Below are 19,805 nucleotides of genomic sequence, written 5' to 3'. Positions count from 1 at the left end.
GTTCCCTGCACGTTCGAGTCCCGCCCGGTCCGGTGGTGACGCACGGACGGCCCAGCTCCGGCCTGTTCCCGGCCGTACCGACGGTAGGCAGGCGACGGAGGGTCGCGGTGTCGCAATCCGCTCCATCCCCGGGACGTCCGCGGGCACCCGGTCCTTGCGCCGGCCTCAGGCGAGCCGTCCACCGTCCAGCACGAGGCCCGACCCGCTGACGAACCCGGCCTCGGGCCCGAGGAGGAACAGCACGGCTCCGACCACCTCGTCGACCGTGGCGTACCGCCCGTCGTCGAGCGTGGTCGAGGCAGGGGTCCGGGCAGCTCCCGACGGCGTCCCGGCCGCGGCTCGTCCGCTGTCGATACGCTGCATCATCCGGCCGGCCACCGGTCCGGGGCAGATGGCCACCACCCGCACCCCCCGCGCTGCGACCTCTCGTGACGCCACCTTCGTGAGTCCCAGCAGCGCGTGCTTCGAGGCGACGTAGGGACCCACGAAGGGCGCCCCCGACAGGCCGGCGGTGGATGCCGTCTGCACGACGACGGAACCGGGTCCGAGCAGCGGCAGGGTGTGCTTGAGGACCGCCGCCGCGCCCACCACGTTCACCTGCAGCACCCTGGTGAGCTCTGCGAGGTCCAGCTCGTGCAGGGGGCCGACCGCACCCTCGATCCCGGCGTTGTTGAACACGAGGTGCAGACCCCGTCCGAACTCGGCGGCCGTGGCGACGGCGCGCTCGACCTCGGCCTCCGACGTGACGTCGGCCGGTTCGGCGCGGGCGGAGGCTCCCAGCTCGGCGGCCAGCTCCGACACCGCGACGACGTCGCGGTCGACCAGCGTCACGAGCGCACCCTCGGCGACGAGGGCCCGGGCGACCGCGGAACCGATGTCGCCGGACGCTCCGGTGACCAGTGCGCTGCGCAGCCGGAAACGATCGGTCATGGTGATCTCCTGGAACCCGGGTCGGCGTGGTCGTCGTGGTCGGCACGCGCCTACTGCGCGAGGTAGCCGCCGTCCACGGGGATGTAGGCGCCCGTCACGAAGGACGCGGCGGGCGAGGCAAGGAAAGCGACCACCGCGGCGATCTCGTCGGCGCGCCCCAACCTGCCCACCGGGTGGGCCGCGGCGATGCGGTCGAGGTGGTCGTCGCCGCGGCCGGCGAGCATCGGGGTGTCGACGAAGCCCGGCGCGACCGCGTTGACGCGCACCCCGTGCGCCGCGTAGTCGAGTGCCGCCGTCTTGGTCAGGCCCGCCACCGCGTGCTTGGACGCCACGTAAGCGCCGGCTCCGGGTGACGCGACCGCACCCATCACCGACGCCACGTTCACGACCGATCCGGCGCCCGCCCCCGCCATCACGGCGAGCTCGGCGCGCATGCAGAGGAAGACGCCGTCGAGGTTGACGTCGAGGACCTGCCTCCACACCTCCCACCGGGTCTCGCCGACAGCCGCCTTGACCGGCATGCCGACACCCGCGTTGTTGACGGCGATGTCGAGCCGCCCGTACCGGTCGACCGTGGCGTCCACCATGGCGGCGACGGACGCGGCGTCGGTCACGTCGACGGTGACCACGTACGCCCGCTCGCCGATCTCGGTGGCCGTCGCCCGTGCGGCGTCCGCGCACAGGTCAGCGACGACGACGCGGGCACCCAGTGCGGCCAGCTCGCGCACGCACGCCGCGCCGATGCCGGACGCACCACCGGTCACGAGCGCCACCTGGTCGGTCAGGTCGAGGTCCATGGCCGGACCGTAGGACGCTGCGGCGCCCCTGTGCTGTAGCGATGTAGGACAGCAGGCTCACGCTCCCCGGAACTGCGGATCGCGCTTCTCGACGAAGGCGCGCGGGCCCTCCGTCGCGTCGTGGGACGTCAGGACCCTCTGGTTGAGCGCGGCCTCGAGCGCGAAGCGCGGCTCGTTCTGCAGGGCGCGCACAGCGATCTCCTTCGCGGTGCGCACTGCCAGGGGCCCGTTGCGGACGATGCCCTGCGCGACGGCGAGCGCCCGGTCGAGCACCTCGGCCCGCGGTACGACCTCGTTGACCAGCCACGCGGCGTGGGCGCGCTCGGCGGGGACGTGGTCCCCGGTGAGCAGGAGCTGCATGGCGAAGGCCCACGGGACCTGCTGGGGGAGCCGGACGTGGCTGCCACCTCCCGGGATGAGCCCCCACCGCACCTCGGGCAGGCCGAACACGGCCGTGTCGGCGGCGATCCGCAGGTCCGTCCCGAGCATCAGCTCGAGCCCACCGGCCACGCAGATGCCGTTGACCGCGGCGATGACCGGCTTGAACACGTCGGACAGGAACCGCTTCGCCGGGTCGGGAGTGAGGATCTCCACCTCCCCCGCGGTCAGTCGCGGGATCAGTTCGGCCAGGTCACCGCCGGCGCAGAACGCCTTCTCCCCGGCGCCGGTCACCACCACGGCACGGACCGAGTCGTCAGCCTGCGCGGCGGCCGAGGCCTCGGCGAACCGCTGCACCATGTGGACGGTCAGCGCGTTGTGGGAATCGGGGCGGTCGAGGGTCAGGACGGCGACCCCGTCCTCCACCGCATAGGTCACGTCGCCGGCGCTCACGATCGTCCGGCCTCCCTTCGTCGGTCCACACCACCGCAGCGCGGTGGTCGTCGCGACGCTAGGCGCCGCCCCGCCGTCGCCGTGTCGCAATCCGCTCCACCGCGCGTGATCCGACCGCGCGTCCGACTGTCGCGGACTGCAACAACCCGCGGGTCCCCGCATCCCTAACGTCGTCGGCGCATCACACACGAGGTCGTCGGTCCGATGGCGGGCCGACCGAACGAGGGAGCGCGCCGCCGGATGAACGTCCTGACTGCCCTGCACCGCGCCGCGCGGCTCCATCCCGACAACGTGGCGATCCGGTTCGGCGGCGACGAGATCCGCTACCACGAGCTGGTCGCGCAGGCCGCCCGGTTCGCCGGCCACCTGCGGGAGCAGGGTGTGCACGCGGGCGACCGGGTGGGCATCTTCATGCACAACCAGCCCGAGTGGCTGGTGGCCGTCCTCGGGATCTGGCACGCCGGGGGCGTCGCCGTCCCGTTCAACTACATCTTCCCGCCCGCGGCGATCAGGCACGCGACGCTCGACTCCGGCACGAAGCTGTTCGTCGCGCCGGCGTCGGACGTCGCCCGGCTGCGCGAGGCTCTGGACGGCGTCGACGCCGCCGATCACATCGTGGCCGTCGCCGCGCCTGACGAGGCCGGGGTGCCGGGTGCCGCCGCCCTCTTCTCCGACGCCCTCACGAGCACGGCGTTCGGAGCGATCACCCCCCGCCGCGACGGCGACGACGCGCTCATCATGTACACGAGCGGGTCGACCGGGACGCCGAAGGGCGTGCGCCAGACGCACCGCAACACGTCGGCCGTGTGCGAGGCGATCATCGACTGCTGGTCGATGACCTCGCAGGACCACGCACTGGTCTGCACCCCGCTGTTCCACGTGGGCGGCCTCCAGCTGATCTCGCTGCCCACGCTGCTGACCGGGGGAACGGTCACGCTGCGCCGCTGGCAGGTGCGCGACTACCTCGACGACGCCGTGTCCCTGCGCCCGACCATCACCGCGCTCGTTCCCGCGATGATGTTCGACATCCTCAACTTCCTCGACGGGCGCGAGCTGCCGCTCGAGTCGATCAGGGTCTGCGCCATCGGCGGCAGCGCCCTGCCCGAGGCGCGGCTCAAGGCGCTCACGCAGGCGACCGGCATCGTGGCCGCCAACATCTACGGTCAGACGGAGCAGAGCGGTCTGTCGGTCACTGAGCCGCTCGAACTGGCGCGCCGCGAGGGGTCGCTCGGGCTCCCGCTCGACCAGATCACCGAGGTCCGCATCGTGCCGGTGGGCGGTACGGAGCCGCTGCCCGTCGGATCCGACGACGTCGGGGAGCTGTGGGTCCGCGGAGACGCGGTGACTCCCGGCTACTGGCAGCTCGACGAGGTCAACGCCGCCAAGTTCACCGAGGACGGGTGGTTCCGCACGAGCGACCTCGTCCGCTCGGGCCCGGACGGGTTCCTGTACTACATCGACCGCACCGACGAGATGATCATCTCGGGCGGCGAGAACGTCTTCCCGCAGATGATCGAGGGCCATCTCGCGGCGTGCCCGCTTATCGCCGAGGTCACGGTGATCGGAACACCGGACGAGCGGCTGGGCCAGAAGGTCACTGCCCTCGTCGTCCCGCGCGGTGACGGCGTCACCCCCGAGGCCATTGCGGCCTACTGCGCGTCCAACCCCAACCTGCGCGGGCTGCAGCGACCGCGACGCATCGAGATCGTGGACGCGATCCCGCGCACCGCGACGAACAAGGTCGACCGGCCGCTGCTGAAAGCGCAGTACCGCTGAGGCCAGGTGCCCTCGGGCTCCATCTGGGTTGCCCCCCGCTGGCCGCACGCCAGGGTCCGGCTGGTGAAGACCACCCGCAGCCACGTATCGACCACGGGTCGACAGCAGATGTGGTCCGCTCGAAGATCGACAAGTGGGTAACTAACTGAGTAACTACGGGCCCGGATTCGGCCGGATTCCCACGGATGGATGGGAACGTCAAAATCCTCTGAGCTGGGCATATGCGCTGGGGGCAGCAGCATTAGACCTGCTTGACACGGAACTAGCCAACGAGAACAGAGCTTAATCGTCGCTGGCCCGCGACTCGGCGGGCCAGCGAGCCAGGTCCCAGCGCAGCTATCGAGCGATTTCTGCGAGCTCTTGGAGGGTGTGCTGGAGCAGTGTTGCCAGCTGTTCGGTCGCGCTGAGGGCGTAGCCGATGTCGGCATTGGCGGTTGCGTAGGCAAGATCGTTGCGGACCTGGCAGACCTGGGCTTCGAGTACCTGGAGTCGGGTGGCGCGGGTGTCGGTTTCGGTGATCTCGGTGTCGGCGGTGATGGGCTGGGTGGTGGTCATGTGGGCCTCCGGTGCTCGGTGTCGCTGGAACGCGGCTTGCCTCAGCGCGCCGGGGTGGGGGCCCGCAGGGCCGGCGGGGGTTCCGGGCTCGGCGGATCGGGTGGGAACGCTGTCAGGCGTCCGAGCGCAGCGAGGCTCGTCCCACCCGATCGGTCGGGCTCGGGTTCATCGCCGCTCGCCCCGCCCCGGTGTGCTGACCTTCGGGCGGTCCATCGCCGCCGTGCTCCGGAGGCCCGTCACCGGCATCACGGAATGCGCAGACGCGCCACAACGGCGCGCTATTCGGGCCGGTGGACGGGCGCAGCAATCAGGGCGCGAGGTGCTGCTGATCAGGTCTTCGGCCGGTGGTGGGCGATGTCGTCGAGGTAGCGGGGGCGGCGGGCTCCGTAGGTGAGTCCGTCGGTGATGTCGCGGTCGATCTGGCGGGCGGTGCAGCCGGCGACACCGAGGTGGCGGGCCGCGGCTTCGGTCAGGGCGGCGCGGGCGTCTGCTTCATCGAGGGTGCCGCTGCCGACCCAATGGCCGAGTCGACGTGCGGCGCGCAGCAGGGCGGCGTGTCGGTGGCCGATCTCGGCCGTCGTGACCGCGTGTCGTTCTCCGTCGATGACGGCCCGTAGGTAGGCCTGCGCTCGAGGTGCGTGAGCGACGGTGCCCGAGCGCGGGGCTGCGTCCCGGATGTCTCGACACGGTGGTGGAGAGCTGGGTGTCAGAGCTTGGGTGAGCCAGGCCGGTAGGTTCGCGACGGGGTGATCGTTCACGGCACGGTAGGGCCGGCCTGCTGGCCCGCGAGATTCTGCGGCGAGGACGTAGCCGCCGTGGCCCCGGGTGTCGATGCGCCAACCCAACCCGCCTTGGGTGTTGCGCAGCCGCGCGCCGTGGGGCTGGTGGAAGTAGAGGTGTCGCCCTCCGGAGGGGGTGGCGACGGTGAAGGTCTCGGGGACCAGCTCGGCGGCGTCGGCGGCGAGCCGGGTCAGGACGTCGCTTCCGTGTCGAGCGTCGCGCCATCGGTCGGGGGCGGGGACGCCGTGGCTGGGGTCGAGGTCAATGACGAGGAGCCCGGAGGGGCCGGTGCTTATCCCGATGTTGAAGGGCTTGGACTGCCACCAGGCCGCGATCTGGTCGAGGTCGGTGGTAGCGATGTTCTCCCAGTCCGAGACGGCGGGGACCTTGCTGCGGGGGTGGACGGGGAACACGTGCCAGCCGCGTCGGGCCGCGCGTCGGGCGGCGGAGCCGAGTCGTCCAGGGTGGGGGTGTGGGTGGTGGGGCACGGTGGTCTCCTCGCGTCGGGGGCACCGGGAGGTCCGCGGGTCCGGATCGCGCGCCACACCGTTGCCGATCGGCGTGGTCGATGCGTGGCTGGCGCGTGGTCCCGGGCCCGTGGAACGGTGCGATCCCGGCGCGAGGCCACCGCACCGCCCGACCCGGCAGGAATGGGTCCGTGGCGGGCCCGAACCGACGGGCCCGCCACGGAAGCGGCTCAGTCCGAGCCGACTACGGTGAGCTCGGGCCGCTCGGCGTCGAGCGGCTGTGTGGTCTCGTCGTCGCGGTCCTCGGGCCCGGTCGGGCTCGAGGTGGTGCGGCGGGTCTTGGTGAGGGTGGCGGTGGCGTAGCGGAGGCTGGCGGCGACGTCGGCGGCCTCGATCTGGGTGCGGCGGACGGTGGTGCCGTCCTCACGGGTGTACGTGTCGTCGGCGAACTCGCCGGTGACCGCGACGGTGGCGCCCTTGGTCAGGCTGGTCGCGACGTTCTCGGCGAGGGCGTTGAAGCAGACGACCCGGTGGAACACCGAGGGCAGGTCGGTCCAGGTGCCGGTCTGCCGGTTGAGCCGGCGGCGGTTGGTCGCGACGGTGAAGGTGGCGACCGGGACTCCGGAGCGGGAGAACCGCAGCTCGGGCTTCGCGGTGATGTTGCCGTGGATGGTGAGCTTGTTCATCAGGGTCTCCAGGTGCTGGTGGTTGTGGGTGACGCGGCCCTGGCCTCAGCGCGGCGCGGGTGGGGTCCCGCAGGGACGGCGGGGGTTGCGGGCTCGTCCGAGCGGGTGGGAACGCCGCCAGGCGTCCGAGCGCAGCGAGGCCCGTCCCACCCGATCGGACCGGGCCCGCGTTCATCGCCGCTCGCCCCGCCCACGTTGTGCTGACCTTCGGGCGTCTCCTGGCGAGCACCAGGCCCCGGAGGCGGTGATGCACGTGCTCATCGCGGCATCGCTGGTAAGGCTTGCGCATTCGACCCGGGCCGTGACCTTGCGAGCGTCGCCTCGTGATGACGGCTGGCGTGCCTGGTGGGCCGCCCCGGGGAGCGGCCCACCAGGTCTGCTGTCAGTCGGTCGTCAGCGTCTCCGGCTCGGTGAGTTCGTCGCCTTCGGCGGAGTCATCGTCAGCACCCGATGCGGGGTTGACGGCTGCGTCGGGGTCCGGGCCCTCGGGGGCAGCGAGGACGAGCTGTTCGACCGTCGAGAGCGGGTAGCCCCACCGGCTCAGGGCGGTGAGGTAGGCCCGGTGGTCCATGGTCGGGTTGCGCCAGGTCTGCCGGTCGGTGGCGTCCTCGGCCGCCCCGAGCAGCACCGCCAACGCCAGCATCGTCGCCCGCGGGGTGGCTGCTGTGGCTGCGGCGTCGGTGATCGGGTTCGCCCGGCCGGTGTAGACGTTGCCGACCGGGGTCATCCCGAGCAGTTCGCAGGCGCTGGGGTGGCCGGACTCCATCGCCCGGCGCAGGTCGTGCCCGCCTCGGGCGAGCGTGACCGCGAGGTAGGTCACCGCGTCCTTGGGTGCGGTGCGGCGGGTGAGGAAGCCGCGCAGCCAGTCGCGGCGGACCGTGGTCGCGGAGTCCCATTCCCGCTTGTTCGCGATGACCAGCCGTCGCTGCGCCTTCTCCTCCTCGCTCATCGCCCCCGTCCGGGGCCCGCTGGTGTGGGCGGTCGCCTGGTCCCAGCGGGCGATGTGGCCGTGGGTGTCGGGGTCGGTGCACCAGTGGGTGACCCGGACCTGGGGCTGGCGGTCCCAGCCGCGGCGGATCTCCACCTGCGCGGCGTGGCCCGGGCAGAGGGCGTGCTGCTCGGCGGTGAGTTCGGTGCCGCTGGGCAGGTCCGTGTTCGCCCGCAGTCCGCTGATCTGTGCCGCCGTGCCGGTGGCGTCCGGGTCGAGGATCGGGACCCCGGCGGTGGTGAGCTCGGCGACCTGTTCGGCGACCAGGGCGGCGTCGGTGCGGTCGTCGCGCAGTCGCTGCGCGACGTGCTCGAACTGAGTGGGTTCCTTGGCCGCGGTCACCGTCAGGACCTTGGCCGCCTCGACCCCGGCGTCGGTGCCGTCGTCGAACTCCGCGATCACCGCGACCTGGTCCAGCGTCACCTCGTAGCGGTCCAGGACCGCGGCGGCGAGCTCGCTGCGCGCGACCGCGGCGGTGGCCTTCACCCGCGCGGTCGGGACGTGGGTGCGTCGGGCGATCTGCCCGGCGGTCAGTCCGAGGTCGAGCAGCTGCTGATGGGCGCGCACCTCGTCGGCCTCGCTGGTGCTGGTGCGGTGGTGGTTCTCCTCGAGCTGATCGACGATCCGCTCGATCGACTCCTCCGTCCCGGCTGTGTCGGTGTCGTCGTCGGGGGCGCCGGGTTCGACGAGGACCGGGACGCTCGGGCGTCCGGTCTCGACCGCGGCCAGGGTGCGGCGCTTGCCCTTGCGCACCACCAGCCCGCCGTCTGTGCGGCGGCGGACGGTGATCGGCTCCCGCACGCCACGGTCGGCGATCGAGCGCAGGAACGGCTTGTCCAGCGCGACCTCCCGGCGCACGTTGGCGCCGATCACCAACGTGGTGGGATCGACGACGAGCAGTTCGCCCCACGTGTCGGTGCTCGCCTCGGGTGCGGGCGTGTGGTCCGGGTCGTTGTCGGGTGTGGTCGGTCGGGTGTCGGTGATCGTCACGAGGTGCTCCTCGGAAGGGCCGAGCGGGCTCGGCGCTGCAGGTGCCCGGCGGATGCGGGGCGCACTCGACCAGGGCAGCGGCGACCGGGCGGGGCGGGGGTTCTGCTTGCGTCGGCCGGTGTGGACCGGCACGTCGCCGGCACATACCTCTCGCGGGAGCTCCTAAGGCCGGTTCACCCGGACGGCAGCAAGCGGGTTCATCGCCCCGCCCGGGCGGCGCTGCCAGAGTGCCCGCCCCGCACCCCCGGGGTCTGCCGCAGTCCACGTCCCCCCGACGCGCAGGACGCTGACGCCCGGCCACGCGCCGTCGACGGCCGGTTCGGCTCACGGCGAAAGCAGGACATCGCGCCGGCGAGCCCCCCTACGGTGGCGAGCCGCACGCCCGAGGGGGACCCATGACCACGATCACCGGCACCGCGGCCGGCGTGCCGTTCACCGCGCTCCCACCAGCGGGGCCGAGCGACGATCCCGCGCCGTTGCTCGTGACCTGGCACATGCTCGACGCACCACGGACCGACACTGCGTTCGCCGCCGCCCTGCCGATGACCGGGGTGCCGGCCTGGCGGGTGCACCTGGGCATGCCGATGTGCGGGGCCCGGATGGTCGACGGCCGCGTCGACGCGATCATCGCGCTGCCCGCGAGGACGCGCTCTTGTCGTTCCTGGCCCCGCTCACCCGGCAGGCCGCGGCTGAGTTCCCCGCAGCGCTCGACGCGCTGCGCGATCAGCTGGCCGTCGACGACGGGCCGATCAGCGTGCTGGGCGCCTCCCTCGGCGCCGCCGTGGCGCTGCAGGTGCTGACCACGACGGAGATCCCGATCAGATCGGTCGCGCTGGTCAACCCGGCGGTGCGGCTGCGGTCGGTCGTCGGGCTCACCGACGACCTCGCCGGGCACCCGTACCGCTGGACCCCGCAGGCGCGCCGGGTGGCCGACGACATGGACTTCGTCGCCCGGACCGGGGACCTCACCACCCGCCCACCGCTGCTGCTCGTCAGTGGCGAGCAGGACCACCCGGACCTGCGCATGGACGCCACCGACCTGGTCGAGGCCCTGCGCAGGCGCTACACCGACCCGAGCACGGTCGAGCTGGTGACCGTGCGTGGCCTGGCGCATCCGCTGGCCGACGAACCGGGCCTGGAACCGGCCCCGCAGCGGCCCACCGCCCGAGCGGTCGACGAGATCCTCACCCGGTGGTTCACCCGACACCTGACCGGCTGACCGCGGCCTATCGCCGGGTCAGCTGCCTGTCGTGCGGCGGTTCCCGGTCAGCCGGTCGACCGCGGTCACCACCGCGAGAGCCTCGGTGGTGATCTCGCGGGGCAGGGTAGCGACGTGGCGACTCACCGCGTCGAGCACGGACGCCTGAGCCTTGCCCAGATCGCCCCGGAACGGGTCGGTGTGTGAGTCGTGCTGGGCCACCGTGCGCAGGATCTGCGCGGTCTCGGCGATCGCACGCGCGTTGGCCCGGTTGTACGCGCCGCGACGCTCCGACGGTGTCATGTTGGCCGACACGGTGGGTCCTCCCCTGTGCTCGCGAGATCGCGGCGGCCGATGCGCCCTTCCCCGACGCCCGGCCACCGCGAGGCCCGACGCTACCGCGAGAGCGAACGCATGTTCGAACCGCGTACGGGTGATTCGCCCTGGGTGACGTCGCCACTACCCATGTCGCCACCATCGGGGCCGGCCCGGCAGAGCGCCGGACCGACCCCGACCGCGCCTCAGGCCGCGTGGGCGGCGGCCAGCGCCATCGCCTTCACCCCGCACCGCTCCAGGTCGTGAGCGACGTCGGCGTCGTCGATGGTCTGCGCGGCCGAGGTGACCGCGTGCAGCACTCCCCCACTGGTGACATCCGCGCCCTGGATGAAGTGGGCGAGGATGGTGGCCTGCTGCTCGGCGGTGAACCGCAGCGCCTTCCCGACGTGGTCGAGGGTGGCCTGCGGGTCGCTGATCGCGATCCCGGCCTGCCGGGTGATCTCGGCGAGCGCGGCCCGGACGTAGCCGTGGTCGAGGAACGTCGCGACCGCGTCCCGCGCCTGCTTGACCACCAGGTCCAGCAACGCACCCTGGGTGTCGGCCGCCCACCGGATCACCCCGTCGGACATCCGCGCCCCGAGGTGGACCTCGCGCATCGCGTCCTTGGAGATGGTCATCCCGTTGTCGCAGACCTGCACCGTGAGCTGCGGGGTCAGCGAGAACGACCCGTGCCCGGTCTCGGAGTTCGACACCACGAACCCCGCGAACACCGTCGGGTTGTCCGCGCCACGGGCCCCGGTGAACGGGCTGCGGTACCCGGCCAGCAGGTCCGGGGCGTACTCGGCGATCTGCGGAGCCCGGACCTTCACGTACATGCGGCGCTCGGTCAGGTCGCACCGCGCGATGTCGACCTCGACGCCGGCGGTGCGGATGCCCTCCAGCACCGCCATCAGGACGTCGAGGTTGTCCACGACCCGGTAGGAGTCCGACAGCAGAGCGCGGACGACCCCGGTCCCGCTGGCCGGGTCACGCAGGCCGCGGACCAGGAACCGGCGGTCCGGGTCATCGGCCAGCCAGGTGTTGACGTTCGCGTCGTACAGGCCGATCTGCTCGGCCCGCAGCCGTCGCAGGTAGGTGCCCGGGATGCCGAGCTTGTCGGCGATCGCCGCGTCCGCGAGAGCGGTCGGGCGCAGCCGCGTCTCCCCGACGGTCACGCCGTCCGGAGTGAGGCTGGGCTCGCCGACGCCGATTAGCCGAAGGTCGCCGCGCTCGGCGATCAGGCTCCAGGCCGGGGCGACGACGTCAAGCTTGCCGGCGTGTTGGACCTGCAGCAGCCGGGCAAGGTCGGCGACCGTCGCGTTGCGGGTGGTCAGGAACGTGTCGGACTGGGTCATGATGACTCCGCGTTGTGGCTGGACACCCGAGAACGTCGCCCGGATGGCCCCGCCGGTGGCGGTGGGGCGCGGCTCGGGCAGCCCGGCGCCGCAGCGCGTGCGAAGGGCCCCGGCGGCTCGGCCGATCGACGGTGGGATCGCCCCGAAGACCCCGCCTCAGGTCGGTTCGAGGGCGATCTCACTCGCATCGGACGGGCCGCCGGCCTTCGCCGACGCGATGCGACGTCGGGCAGAGTCGGCAGCTCCACCCCGACCGGCGCAGCCATCACCGGCTGGCGATCGGCCGGTTCAGCGCGGAGAACCCTCGTCCCCGCTGTCCGAAGTGAGGAACGGCTGAGCGAGGTCGTACGCCGTCGTCTGCCGGATCCCCGTGACGCGCGCGATCGCCGGCCATGACAACCGCCCCCGCCGATGCAACTCAGCCAGGAGACGCCCCGTCCGCTGCCGACCGGCACGGCGGACCTCCTCCGAACGCTTCACCGCGTCGAGCAGCTGGTCCTCGGACAGACCGCTCATATCGTCCGAGGGCATCTCGTCCGCGGCCGAAGTTGTCCCCATAAGCGCAGTAGACCTGTTTGGCCATTCGGTCGCCCGAAAGGCTGGACGGATGGGCAACACCAACGACAGCACGACGTGCACCGTGTTCACCGTTCACGTGACACGGCCCGATGAGGTGGGTGCGGTAGAGATCGTCTTCACCGATCAGCACCGCGCCTGCAGCTACGCCGCAGACCGATCACGAGACCACCGCATCCTGTCCGCGTCGGTGACACGATTCGTGGTCGGACAGCTCGGCACCCGCCATCCCGTGGCGTGGTTCAGCAACGGTGTCGAGCAACCGCAACGCTTCGACCGGCAGCTCTACCCAACCAGCGGTCATGGCCTCGGCACACCCGAGTCCGACCCGCGGTGAACAACCTCATCAGTCCGCAGCTGTGGGCGAGTCCAGTGGATGCGGACCACGGGATGGAGACGTTCGAGGTCATCGGACCGGCACGCCGAGCTGGTCAGCCACGGCGGAGACACGAGGCAGCCACACCGCTCAGGACCGTCGACGCACGTCAACTCTCGACGGCGGCGGCACTCGTGCAGTGCCTGACCTACGGAGGCACCCATATGCCTGCAGCGGATCTCCTCACTCTCGACCAGGTCGCTGAGCGGCTCCAGGTCTCCCGATGGACGGTCTACCAACTGATCTGGGCCGGTGACCTGCCCAGCGTCCATCTGGGTCGTTGCCATCGGGTGCGGGCCCAGGACTTCGAACGCTTCCTGGAGCACCTCGGAAGCCAGGCCACATGAACTCCCCCGATGCCCCGCACCGCGGACGAGGACGCAAGCGAGGAAACGGCGAGGGGACCATTGCCAAGAGAGCAGATGGTCGCTACGTAGCAGCGGCGTACGTCACTCGCCCTGACGGGAGCCGGGGACGGAAATGGATCTACGGCAAGACCCGGACCGATGTCGCCCAGAAGCTCGCCGAGCTCACCCAGCGCGTGAACGCCGGCGGAATCATCCCGACGCGCACACCCACCGTGTCCGAGTACCTCGACTACTGGCTGAAGGAAGTAGCCGAGCCCAAGCTCCGCCCGACCACGATGGCGAAGTACCGATCCACGATCGAGATCTACCTGCGACCGGGACTCGGCCGACAGAAGCTCGCCACGCTGTCCGTCCGGCACGTGCAGGAGTTCCTCAACCGCCGGCGGGCGATGGGCGACTCAGTTCCGAAGCTCCGCATGATGCGCGAAGTACTGAGCTCCGCGCTCGGCCGCGCGACGAGAGAGGAGCTCGTCACCCGCAACGTCGCCCAGCTGACGACGCTGCCGGAGGAACACCGAGACCGCCGCACGGCGTGGACCGCATCACAGGCGCGCCGGTTCCTCAACGCCGCCCGGGGCGACGGCGCCTACGTAGTCTTCGTCCTCGCGATGATCTACGGCTTGCGGCGAGGTGAGATAGCCGCACTGCACTGGGAGAACGTCGACTTCGCCGCTGGACGGCTCCGCGTTGAGGCGACCCTCATCCGGGTCGGGGGTGGCCTGGTGAGGGGGCCGACCAAGACCCGCTCGGGAACCAGAACGCTCCCCCTCGTCGCGATGGCCAGGGCATCACTCCTCGCCCAGGCCGCCAAGCAGCGGGACCAGAGGATGGATGCGGGCGAGGATTGGGAGGAGTCGGGGTATGTATTCACCACCCGCAGCGGCCGGCCGATCGAGCCGCGCAACCTGTCGCGGTCCTTCGACCGGATCGTGGCCGCCGAGGCTCTACCGAGGATTGTCTTCCATGACCTGCGACGAACCGCAGCCACGCTGCTGAAGGACCTCGGTGTACCAGCCCGCGACGCACAGATGATCCTCGGTCACGCCAACATCAACGTGACCCTGGGCATCTACAGCGAGGTGTTCGACAGCTCGGTCGTCGAGGCGCTCGAACTCATGGAGGAAGCGCTGACCGACACCGTTTCCAGAGCCGTTGAGCAGTCCGTGCCAGGCGGCGACTGACGAGTAGCGCACGCGTTGTTGTCAGAACCTGTGTCAAACGCCCCCCACCGCGATGCGGTGAGGGGCGTTTGTGCTGGTGGGCGATACTGGGATCGAACCAGTGACCTCTTCGGTGTGAACTGCGGGCGGCGAGGTTGCGGAGAGCATCTGCGCAGGTCAGAGGGCACGATGAGGTTGGCAGAAGATGCCTGCGGCGGCTGGCGTAGCTGTACTTCCAAGCTGTACTTCGTATCGCTGATCTGCTCCCGAGGCTCAGCCCGCGCGTCCGCCAAGCCTCTGACGCCAGGGGAACGACGGCACGCTCGTGCGCTCCGGGGACGACGAGCGGAGGACCGTGCGTGGTGCACTCCGTAGCCGCAAGGTGATCGCCGATCAACGCGGCGCGAGACAGGGGCCTGAACCTACCGGGCGGATCAGTGCGTCGTACGGCGCCAGGACGCTCTCGATGAGGCGCCAGTGGTCGTCCCATCGGTAGCTCAACCACCGGGCGACACACAGCACGGTCACCCGCTGTGCACCGGCCGTCTTGAGCGTCAGGGCAGCCGACTGCGATCTGGAGCCGGAGACGTAGGTGTCATCGATGACCAGGACGTGTCTGCCGCGCACCCTCGCTGCGACCTCTGGCGACAGGGTGAACATGTCCCGGCGTGGGTGGCGGTCCGTGGACGCAATGTGCTCTGTGGGCGTCAGCAGCACGCGGTCGACGTTGTTGCCGTGCTCGAACACCTGCTGCGCCAGGCCGACCACGGGATGGTCGGCACCCAGCCGCGTCGCCGACGGCACGATTGTCATCACCTGCCACCAGCTACCGGCCGCCGCCGCGATGCACGGCCCGTGGATAGCGGACGCCGCGTGGATCATGAACTGGAGGAGTTCAGCGCACCATCGCGACGGCTGCACCGGCGACTTGTAGCGGCGCACCAGGTGCTCGGACTGGTGCTGCGGTGTCATCCACCCGCGCACGTAGGCGAGCGGCACCACCAGATCGGCGAGCCCCACGCCGAACTCGGCTCGCTGCCGTGAGCACTGCCCGCACAGCTGCACCTCGGCGATGCCGGTTGGCCCCGTGCACACCAAGCAGCGGCCAGGTCCGCGCGATGTGTTGGTAAAACAGTCACCGACCTGCGAAAACAGATACGCCCGCGCCTGCTCCGAGAACTCGGCGAGACTGCTTGTCACCCGGCAGCGACCCGCAGCAACGACAGCATGTCCGACGGTCGCGCCGTCACCTTCTCCACGATCGACATCACCTCGGCGGTGCTGGTCGCGACATGGACACCGGGGCGGTCAAGCAGCGCCTGTGCCCACTTGTTCACCCGCACCACCATCTCGGTGAGGATCACTGGGCGGGCGTGGGCGACCGCTCGACGGGCTTGGATTCGGGCGCCGCTGTGCTCCCCCGCCTCGACGATGATCGTCGCGCGGCCAAACCCGGACATCACGGTGTTACGCATCGGGAAGGTCTGCTTCGTCGGGGGCGCCTCCGGCCAAAACTGCGAGAGCAGCAGCCCAGAGTCGGCGATCTGATCCTGCAACTCGCGGTTGTCCGCCGGGTAGTACTTCCGGATCCCAGTGCCGATCACCGCAACAGTGCGCCCGCCCGCCTCCAGCGCAGCCATGTGACCGGCCGTGTCGATTCCGGCCGCAAGCCCGCCGACCACGGTGATGCCGCGCTCCACCAGGCCCGTCGCGATCGCACGCGCGGCGTCGAGCCCCTGCCGGGACGCCTCCCGGGACCCGACCACGGATACGGCGATCTCGTCGTCGAGGAGCCTGCCCCGGTGGAACAATACCGGCGGCAGGTCGTGGATCTCGCGGAGCTGCGCCGGGTAGTCGGCGTCCAGGAACGTCAGAAACCCGAGGTCGGCGGCCCGCCACTCGTCGATATCCGCGCGTGCCTGGAGCAGCCCAGGCGCTGCGGAATCGCTGAACAGGTCGGCGGGGTTGTACTCGTTCCAGAGCGCGAGCGCGCTGGAGCGGGCGTCGACCTCGGCCACGATCTGCGGCCACTTCATCCCGCCGGGCCGAGTGCGCAGCAGCGCGACAAGCGCCGCACGCTCGTCATCGCTCCACCAGGTACCCACGTTGGGCAGCGTAGGGCCGTCACCGACCGCGGTCAGTACCCGCTCCCGGGCCCACGACCGAGCGACATACTCGAACATACGTTCTATTATGGTACCTGAGCAGGCAAAAGCCACCCCGCATGTGCCTGTCCATCCAGGCGTTGGCCAGATTGTTAATCTGCTCGCCACGGCGGATAGTCCGCACGGGCGTCCCATTCGGCTGCTGGGCAGCCTGGCGGCCGGCGGACTAGGGTGATCATCACTCGCCCGGCTCGGACCGCCCCATGATGCCGAGACACCGTGCACTGCACTGCCTGTGACCGTCGTGAGCGAGGTGAGTGCGACCGATGTCAGGTCAGGATCGCGACCATGTCGCAAACCGAACCGCGACCGGCTGAAGTAGCCAGCTGTCCCAGTGGCGCCTCGTCGACCCGCCGCACGAACGTCACCCGGCCCGCCTGCTCTCCCGCTTCGCGGTTCTGCGGGGCGGCAGGGGATAAGGGTCCCGGATGCATGCGGTCCATCCTTTTCGAGACCACACCCTGCCCGGACGCAGCCCAGTCGCCACGACCGTCACCGCCCGCCCAGACTCCGGGCGGGCCACGTGCCCGGGGTGGTCAGCGCGGGTTGGTCTCGACGCCGAGGTGCGCGAGCTCCTGCAGGGTGTGCTGCATCAGCGTGGCCAGGGACTCGAGCGCGTCGAACGCGAGGGACAGGTCGTCGCAGAGGCGGGCGACGCGGATATCGTCGCGGGCCTCGCAGACCTGGGCTTCGAGGACCGCGAGGCGGGTTGCGCGGGTGTCGAACTCGGTGATCTCGGTGGTAGCGGTGATGGTCATGAGGGTCTCCGGTGCTCGGCGTTGGGGGAACGCGGCGCAGCTTCAGCACGCCGGGGCGGGGGTCCCGCAGGGACGGCGGGGGTTCCGGCTCGCTCATCCCGGTGTGATCGCCCTCCCGACCGGCGGCCGATGTCGGATCCGCACGCGATCTCACCGGGATGGGTGGGCCGGGTTCATCGCCGCTCGCCCCCGCCCCGGTGTGCTGACCTCCGGGCGATCCACCTGAGCCGAGCACCGGAGGCCCGACCCATCGCTGCGGCCGACCCGGGCCGCATCCCTACCTTCGGCCCGACCGCGACGTCCGGAGCTATGTCCGGTTCTCGACATCGGCGAAGATTCGAGGGGACCCCGCACCGTAGGCGAGCCCGTCGCGGATGTCGCGAGCGACCTGCGCGGCGGTGTAGCCCTCGACGCCGACATAGCTCTTGGCCGCATCGGTCAATGCGAGGCGGGCAGCGGTCGCGCTGAGGGCCGATCCACCGACCCAGTGCCCGAGCCTGCGCGCCGCGCGGAGCAGTGTCCGGTGGCGGTGTCCGACGGTCGCCGCCGCGACGGCGGCGCATTCGCCGTCGACGACCGCACGCAGGTAGGCCTCGGCCCTGCCGTTGAGCAGCGGTGTCATCGACGGGTGGCCACGCGTCGGTGGGGCGGGTGTCGGCGCTGGGGTGAGCGCCGCGATCACCCAGTTCGGAAGCTCTGCGACCGGGCGGGATCTGACGACCCGGTAGATGCCTACGGCGCGGACGGAGCCGGCCGCGATGACGTATCCGCCAAGGCCGCGGCTGTCCACATTGGCCCCGAGAACACTCTGGGTGTTGCGCAGTTGTACGCCGTCGGGCTGGCGGAAGTACAGGTGCAGCCCGCCCGGCGTCGCGACCGTGTAGGTGTCGGTGGGCGGCGGCTCGCCGGCAGCGGCGGCGAGCCGACGCAGCATGGCGTACCCGTCCCGCGTGCTGGCCCCCCGCGGCGCTGCGGCGGCGCTACGCCGGACGTCGAGGTCGATGACGAGAAGTCCGGATCTTCCCGCACTGACGGCCACGTTCCACGGCATCGCCCGCCACCATGCGGTGATCTGGTCGAGGTCGGTCGTCGCAGCGTTCTGCCAGTCGGCGATCGCCGGCGCCTTGCCACGGGGAACGGCGGGGAACACCCGCCAGCCCTTCCGAGCGGCGCGTGCGGCTGCGGCGCCGAGCCGGCCCGGGGCGGGCGTCGGCGCAGCGGATGGGTGGTGCGGGACGTCGTTCACGATGTTCTCCTCGCGTCGGAGCACCGGGACGGCCCGTGGTTCCGGGCCGCGCGCCGCATCGTGTCCGGGTGTGGGTGCTCGGGTAGCGGCTTGGCGCGTGGTCCGGGTTCGCGGGCACGGTGCGACACCGACGCGAGGACGCCCACCGTGGTAGCGCTTCTCCGGCAGTGCGGCGGGCCCGGACCGCTGTGGTCCGGGCCCGCCGTGTAGCCGACTCAGTCGGCTCCCACGACGCTCAGTGCGGGCCGCTCAGCCGCCTCGGCGCCGTCCTCGGCAACGTCCGTGGCGCGGTCGGGCTCCTCGGAAGGCTGCGCGGTGGCGCCGTTTCGCGGGTTCTTGGTGAGCGTGGCGGTGGCGTAGCGCAGGCTCGCGGCGACGTCGGCGGCCTCGATCTGGATCCGGCGGATGGAGGTGCCGTCCTCGCGCTTGTAGCTGTCGTCGGCGAACTCGCCGGTGACCGCGACCGGGGTGCCCTTGTCCAGGCTCCCGGCGACGTTCTCGGCCAGGGCGTTGAAACACACGACCCGGTGGAACACCGCCGGCAGGTCCACCCAGTTCCCGGTCTGCCGGTTGAGGCGGCGCCGGTTCGCCGCGATGGTGAATGTGGCCACCGGGACCCCGGACCGGGAGTGCCGCAGTTCGGGCTTGCCGGTGAGGTTGCCGTGGACGGTGATCTTGTTCATGACGGTTGCTCCCTGGTGCTCGGTGGTGGTGGTGGGTGACGCGGCCCTGGCCTCAGCGCGGCGCGGGTGGGGTCCCGGTAGGGACGGCGGGGGTTCCGGGCTCGTCCGAGCGGGTGGGAACGCCGCCAGGCGTCCGAGCGCACCGAGGCCTGTCCCACCCGGTCGGACCGGGTCCGGGTTCATCGCCGCTCGCCCCGCCCGCGGTGTGCTGACCTTCGGGCGTCTCCTGCCCACGCCGCGCTCCCAGGACGCCACCCGCGAACAAGATCGTCCCGACGGCACGCGGTCGGTGCACAGGCGACGCGCTCCAGCCGCGGCGCAATCAGCCCGACGTCGGACGACGCACCAGCCGGTGCACGATCCAGCCCTGCATCGGTGGGGACGGCGGACGCCTCCGGTCCTCCCCGGGATACGCCACACCGTCGACGCTGACCGACCAATCGCCGTTGCGAGCGTCTTCGTGGCGGCGGTGCCGGGTGCAAGTCTTCACACAGAGTGCTTCGCCGTTGGTCGGTGCGCGGTTGCGGTGACGTCGACGACGATGATCGCGCCGTCGCCCAGCACGGTCTCTGCGTAGTGCAGGCCAGCTGGGTGGGCGCCAGTGTGCCGGCAGACCTCGACGAGCAGGCCACGAGCGGCGTTGTGGGCGCCGAGCATGCCGACGCTGCCGCGCAGCTCGATGTTGCTGGCCACGTCGGCGGGCAGCAGGTAGCTGCGGCTCCAGTCGTAGGGGGTGAAGCAGTCCCGGGACATGGCCGGTCCTCCTCTCGGTGAAGAACCGGGTGGGGCCGTCTCGGCGGCCCCA

At 71.3% G+C, this 19,805-nt stretch carries 20 protein-coding genes; 5 read left to right on the top strand and 15 right to left on the bottom strand.

The genetic code is table 11. The features are described from left to right. Window positions 1-165: 165 nt before the first annotated feature. The 3 genes from H6H00_RS19550 to H6H00_RS19540 are packed head-to-tail and all read right to left on the bottom strand — an operon-like array spanning window position 166 to window position 2,558. Window positions 166-930 (bottom strand): SDR family NAD(P)-dependent oxidoreductase, encoded by a 765-nt coding sequence (locus H6H00_RS19550; protein ID WP_185717185.1) that lies wholly within the window; start codon window positions 928-930, stop codon window positions 166-168. A 50-nt stretch (window positions 931-980) separates the two neighbouring features. Further along, the gene (locus H6H00_RS19545) at window positions 981-1,727 is read right to left on the bottom strand and encodes an SDR family NAD(P)-dependent oxidoreductase (RefSeq protein ID WP_185717184.1); all 747 of its coding nucleotides are present in this window, start codon (window positions 1,725-1,727) and stop codon (window positions 981-983) included. 57 nt (window positions 1,728-1,784) lie between these two features. Continuing rightward, on the bottom strand, window positions 1,785-2,558 hold the full coding sequence (locus tag H6H00_RS19540) for an enoyl-CoA hydratase/isomerase family protein (protein WP_255425266.1): 774 nt from the start codon (window positions 2,556-2,558) through the stop codon (window positions 1,785-1,787). Between the two features lie 240 nt (window positions 2,559-2,798). Here H6H00_RS19540 and H6H00_RS19535 point away from each other — a divergent pair, with 240 nt between their 5' ends. Then, window positions 2,799-4,334, top strand: coding sequence for a class I adenylate-forming enzyme family protein (locus tag H6H00_RS19535; RefSeq protein WP_185717183.1), 1,536 nt, complete (start codon window positions 2,799-2,801; stop codon window positions 4,332-4,334). A 336-nt stretch (window positions 4,335-4,670) separates the two neighbouring features. Here H6H00_RS19535 and H6H00_RS19530 read toward each other — a convergent pair whose 3' ends face one another. The 4 genes from H6H00_RS19530 to H6H00_RS19515 all read right to left on the bottom strand — a co-directional run bounded on the left by H6H00_RS19530 (window position 4,671) and on the right by H6H00_RS19515 (window position 8,800). Beyond that, entirely contained in the window at window positions 4,671-4,889 is a 219-nt protein-coding gene (locus tag H6H00_RS19530) for a hypothetical protein (protein WP_185717182.1), read from the bottom strand. Between the two features lie 329 nt (window positions 4,890-5,218). Then, the gene (locus H6H00_RS19525; RefSeq protein WP_185717181.1) at window positions 5,219-6,157 is read right to left on the bottom strand and encodes a bifunctional DNA primase/polymerase; all 939 of its coding nucleotides are present in this window, start codon (window positions 6,155-6,157) and stop codon (window positions 5,219-5,221) included. Window positions 6,158-6,366: 209 nt separating this feature from the next. After that, window positions 6,367-6,822: a single-stranded DNA-binding protein gene (locus H6H00_RS19520; protein WP_185717180.1), complete on the bottom strand. Its 456-nt coding sequence runs from the start codon at window positions 6,820-6,822 to the stop codon at window positions 6,367-6,369. Window positions 6,823-7,204: 382 nt separating this feature from the next. Next, complete coding sequence (locus H6H00_RS19515; RefSeq protein WP_185717179.1) at window positions 7,205-8,800, bottom strand: ParB/RepB/Spo0J family partition protein; 1,596 nt, start codon at window positions 8,798-8,800, stop codon at window positions 7,205-7,207. A 652-nt stretch (window positions 8,801-9,452) separates the two neighbouring features. On the opposite strand from H6H00_RS19515, the gene H6H00_RS19510 reads away from it, so the two are divergent. Continuing rightward, window positions 9,453-10,019, top strand: coding sequence for an alpha/beta hydrolase family protein (locus H6H00_RS19510; RefSeq protein ID WP_344735779.1), 567 nt, complete (start codon window positions 9,453-9,455; stop codon window positions 10,017-10,019). An 18-nt stretch (window positions 10,020-10,037) separates the two neighbouring features. Here H6H00_RS19510 and H6H00_RS19505 read toward each other — a convergent pair whose 3' ends face one another. Beyond that, complete coding sequence (locus H6H00_RS19505) at window positions 10,038-10,313, bottom strand: hypothetical protein (protein ID WP_185717178.1); 276 nt, start codon at window positions 10,311-10,313, stop codon at window positions 10,038-10,040. A 206-nt stretch (window positions 10,314-10,519) separates the two neighbouring features. Beyond that, entirely contained in the window at window positions 10,520-11,668 is a 1,149-nt protein-coding gene (locus H6H00_RS19500) for a DUF932 domain-containing protein (protein WP_185717177.1), read from the bottom strand. Between the two features lie 607 nt (window positions 11,669-12,275). Here H6H00_RS19500 and H6H00_RS19495 point away from each other — a divergent pair. Genes H6H00_RS19495 through H6H00_RS19485 form a run of 3 tightly spaced genes read left to right on the top strand, consistent with a single transcriptional unit; the run spans window position 12,276 to window position 14,169 of the window. After that, entirely contained in the window at window positions 12,276-12,581 is a 306-nt protein-coding gene (locus tag H6H00_RS19495) for a hypothetical protein (RefSeq protein ID WP_185717176.1), read from the top strand. Between the two features lie 53 nt (window positions 12,582-12,634). Continuing rightward, window positions 12,635-12,967 (top strand): helix-turn-helix domain-containing protein, encoded by a 333-nt coding sequence (locus tag H6H00_RS32890; RefSeq protein ID WP_369408060.1) that lies wholly within the window; start codon window positions 12,635-12,637, stop codon window positions 12,965-12,967. Beyond that, window positions 12,964-14,169 (top strand): site-specific integrase, encoded by a 1,206-nt coding sequence (locus H6H00_RS19485; RefSeq protein WP_185717175.1) that lies wholly within the window; start codon window positions 12,964-12,966, stop codon window positions 14,167-14,169. The genes H6H00_RS32890 and H6H00_RS19485 overlap by 4 nt, the downstream gene beginning before the upstream one ends. A gap of 372 nt (window positions 14,170-14,541) precedes the next feature. On the opposite strand, the gene H6H00_RS19480 is transcribed toward H6H00_RS19485, so the two are convergent. From H6H00_RS19480 to H6H00_RS19455, 6 genes are all read right to left on the bottom strand, one after another. Next, window positions 14,542-15,348, bottom strand: coding sequence for a hypothetical protein (locus H6H00_RS19480; RefSeq protein WP_185717174.1), 807 nt, complete (start codon window positions 15,346-15,348; stop codon window positions 14,542-14,544). Continuing rightward, window positions 15,345-16,331, bottom strand: a complete 987-nt coding sequence (locus H6H00_RS19475; protein WP_185717173.1) for a DNA-processing protein DprA — start codon at window positions 16,329-16,331, stop codon at window positions 15,345-15,347. Before H6H00_RS19475 ends, H6H00_RS19480 begins: the two co-directional genes overlap by 4 nt. A 518-nt stretch (window positions 16,332-16,849) precedes the next feature. Further along, window positions 16,850-17,071, bottom strand: coding sequence for a hypothetical protein (locus tag H6H00_RS19470; RefSeq protein ID WP_185717172.1), 222 nt, complete (start codon window positions 17,069-17,071; stop codon window positions 16,850-16,852). A 307-nt stretch (window positions 17,072-17,378) separates the two neighbouring features. Further along, on the bottom strand, window positions 17,379-18,317 hold the full coding sequence (locus tag H6H00_RS19465; RefSeq protein ID WP_185717171.1) for a bifunctional DNA primase/polymerase: 939 nt from the start codon (window positions 18,315-18,317) through the stop codon (window positions 17,379-17,381). Window positions 18,318-18,532: 215 nt separating this feature from the next. Then, the gene (gene ssb, locus H6H00_RS19460) at window positions 18,533-19,000 is read right to left on the bottom strand and encodes a single-stranded DNA-binding protein (RefSeq protein WP_185717170.1); all 468 of its coding nucleotides are present in this window, start codon (window positions 18,998-19,000) and stop codon (window positions 18,533-18,535) included. 486 nt (window positions 19,001-19,486) lie between these two features. Then, a complete protein-coding gene (locus tag H6H00_RS19455) occupies window positions 19,487-19,753 on the bottom strand; it encodes a hypothetical protein (RefSeq protein WP_185717169.1) in 267 nt (88 codons plus the stop codon). Between the last annotated feature and the right edge of the window lie 52 nt (window positions 19,754-19,805).

The sequence above is a fragment of the Pseudonocardia petroleophila genome (genome assembly GCF_014235185.1).
GTDB lineage: Bacteria > Actinomycetota > Actinomycetes > Mycobacteriales > Pseudonocardiaceae > Pseudonocardia > Pseudonocardia petroleophila.
The sequence above is the reverse complement of the archived record's forward strand: the minus strand, read 5'-3'. Positions and strand labels throughout refer to the sequence as shown.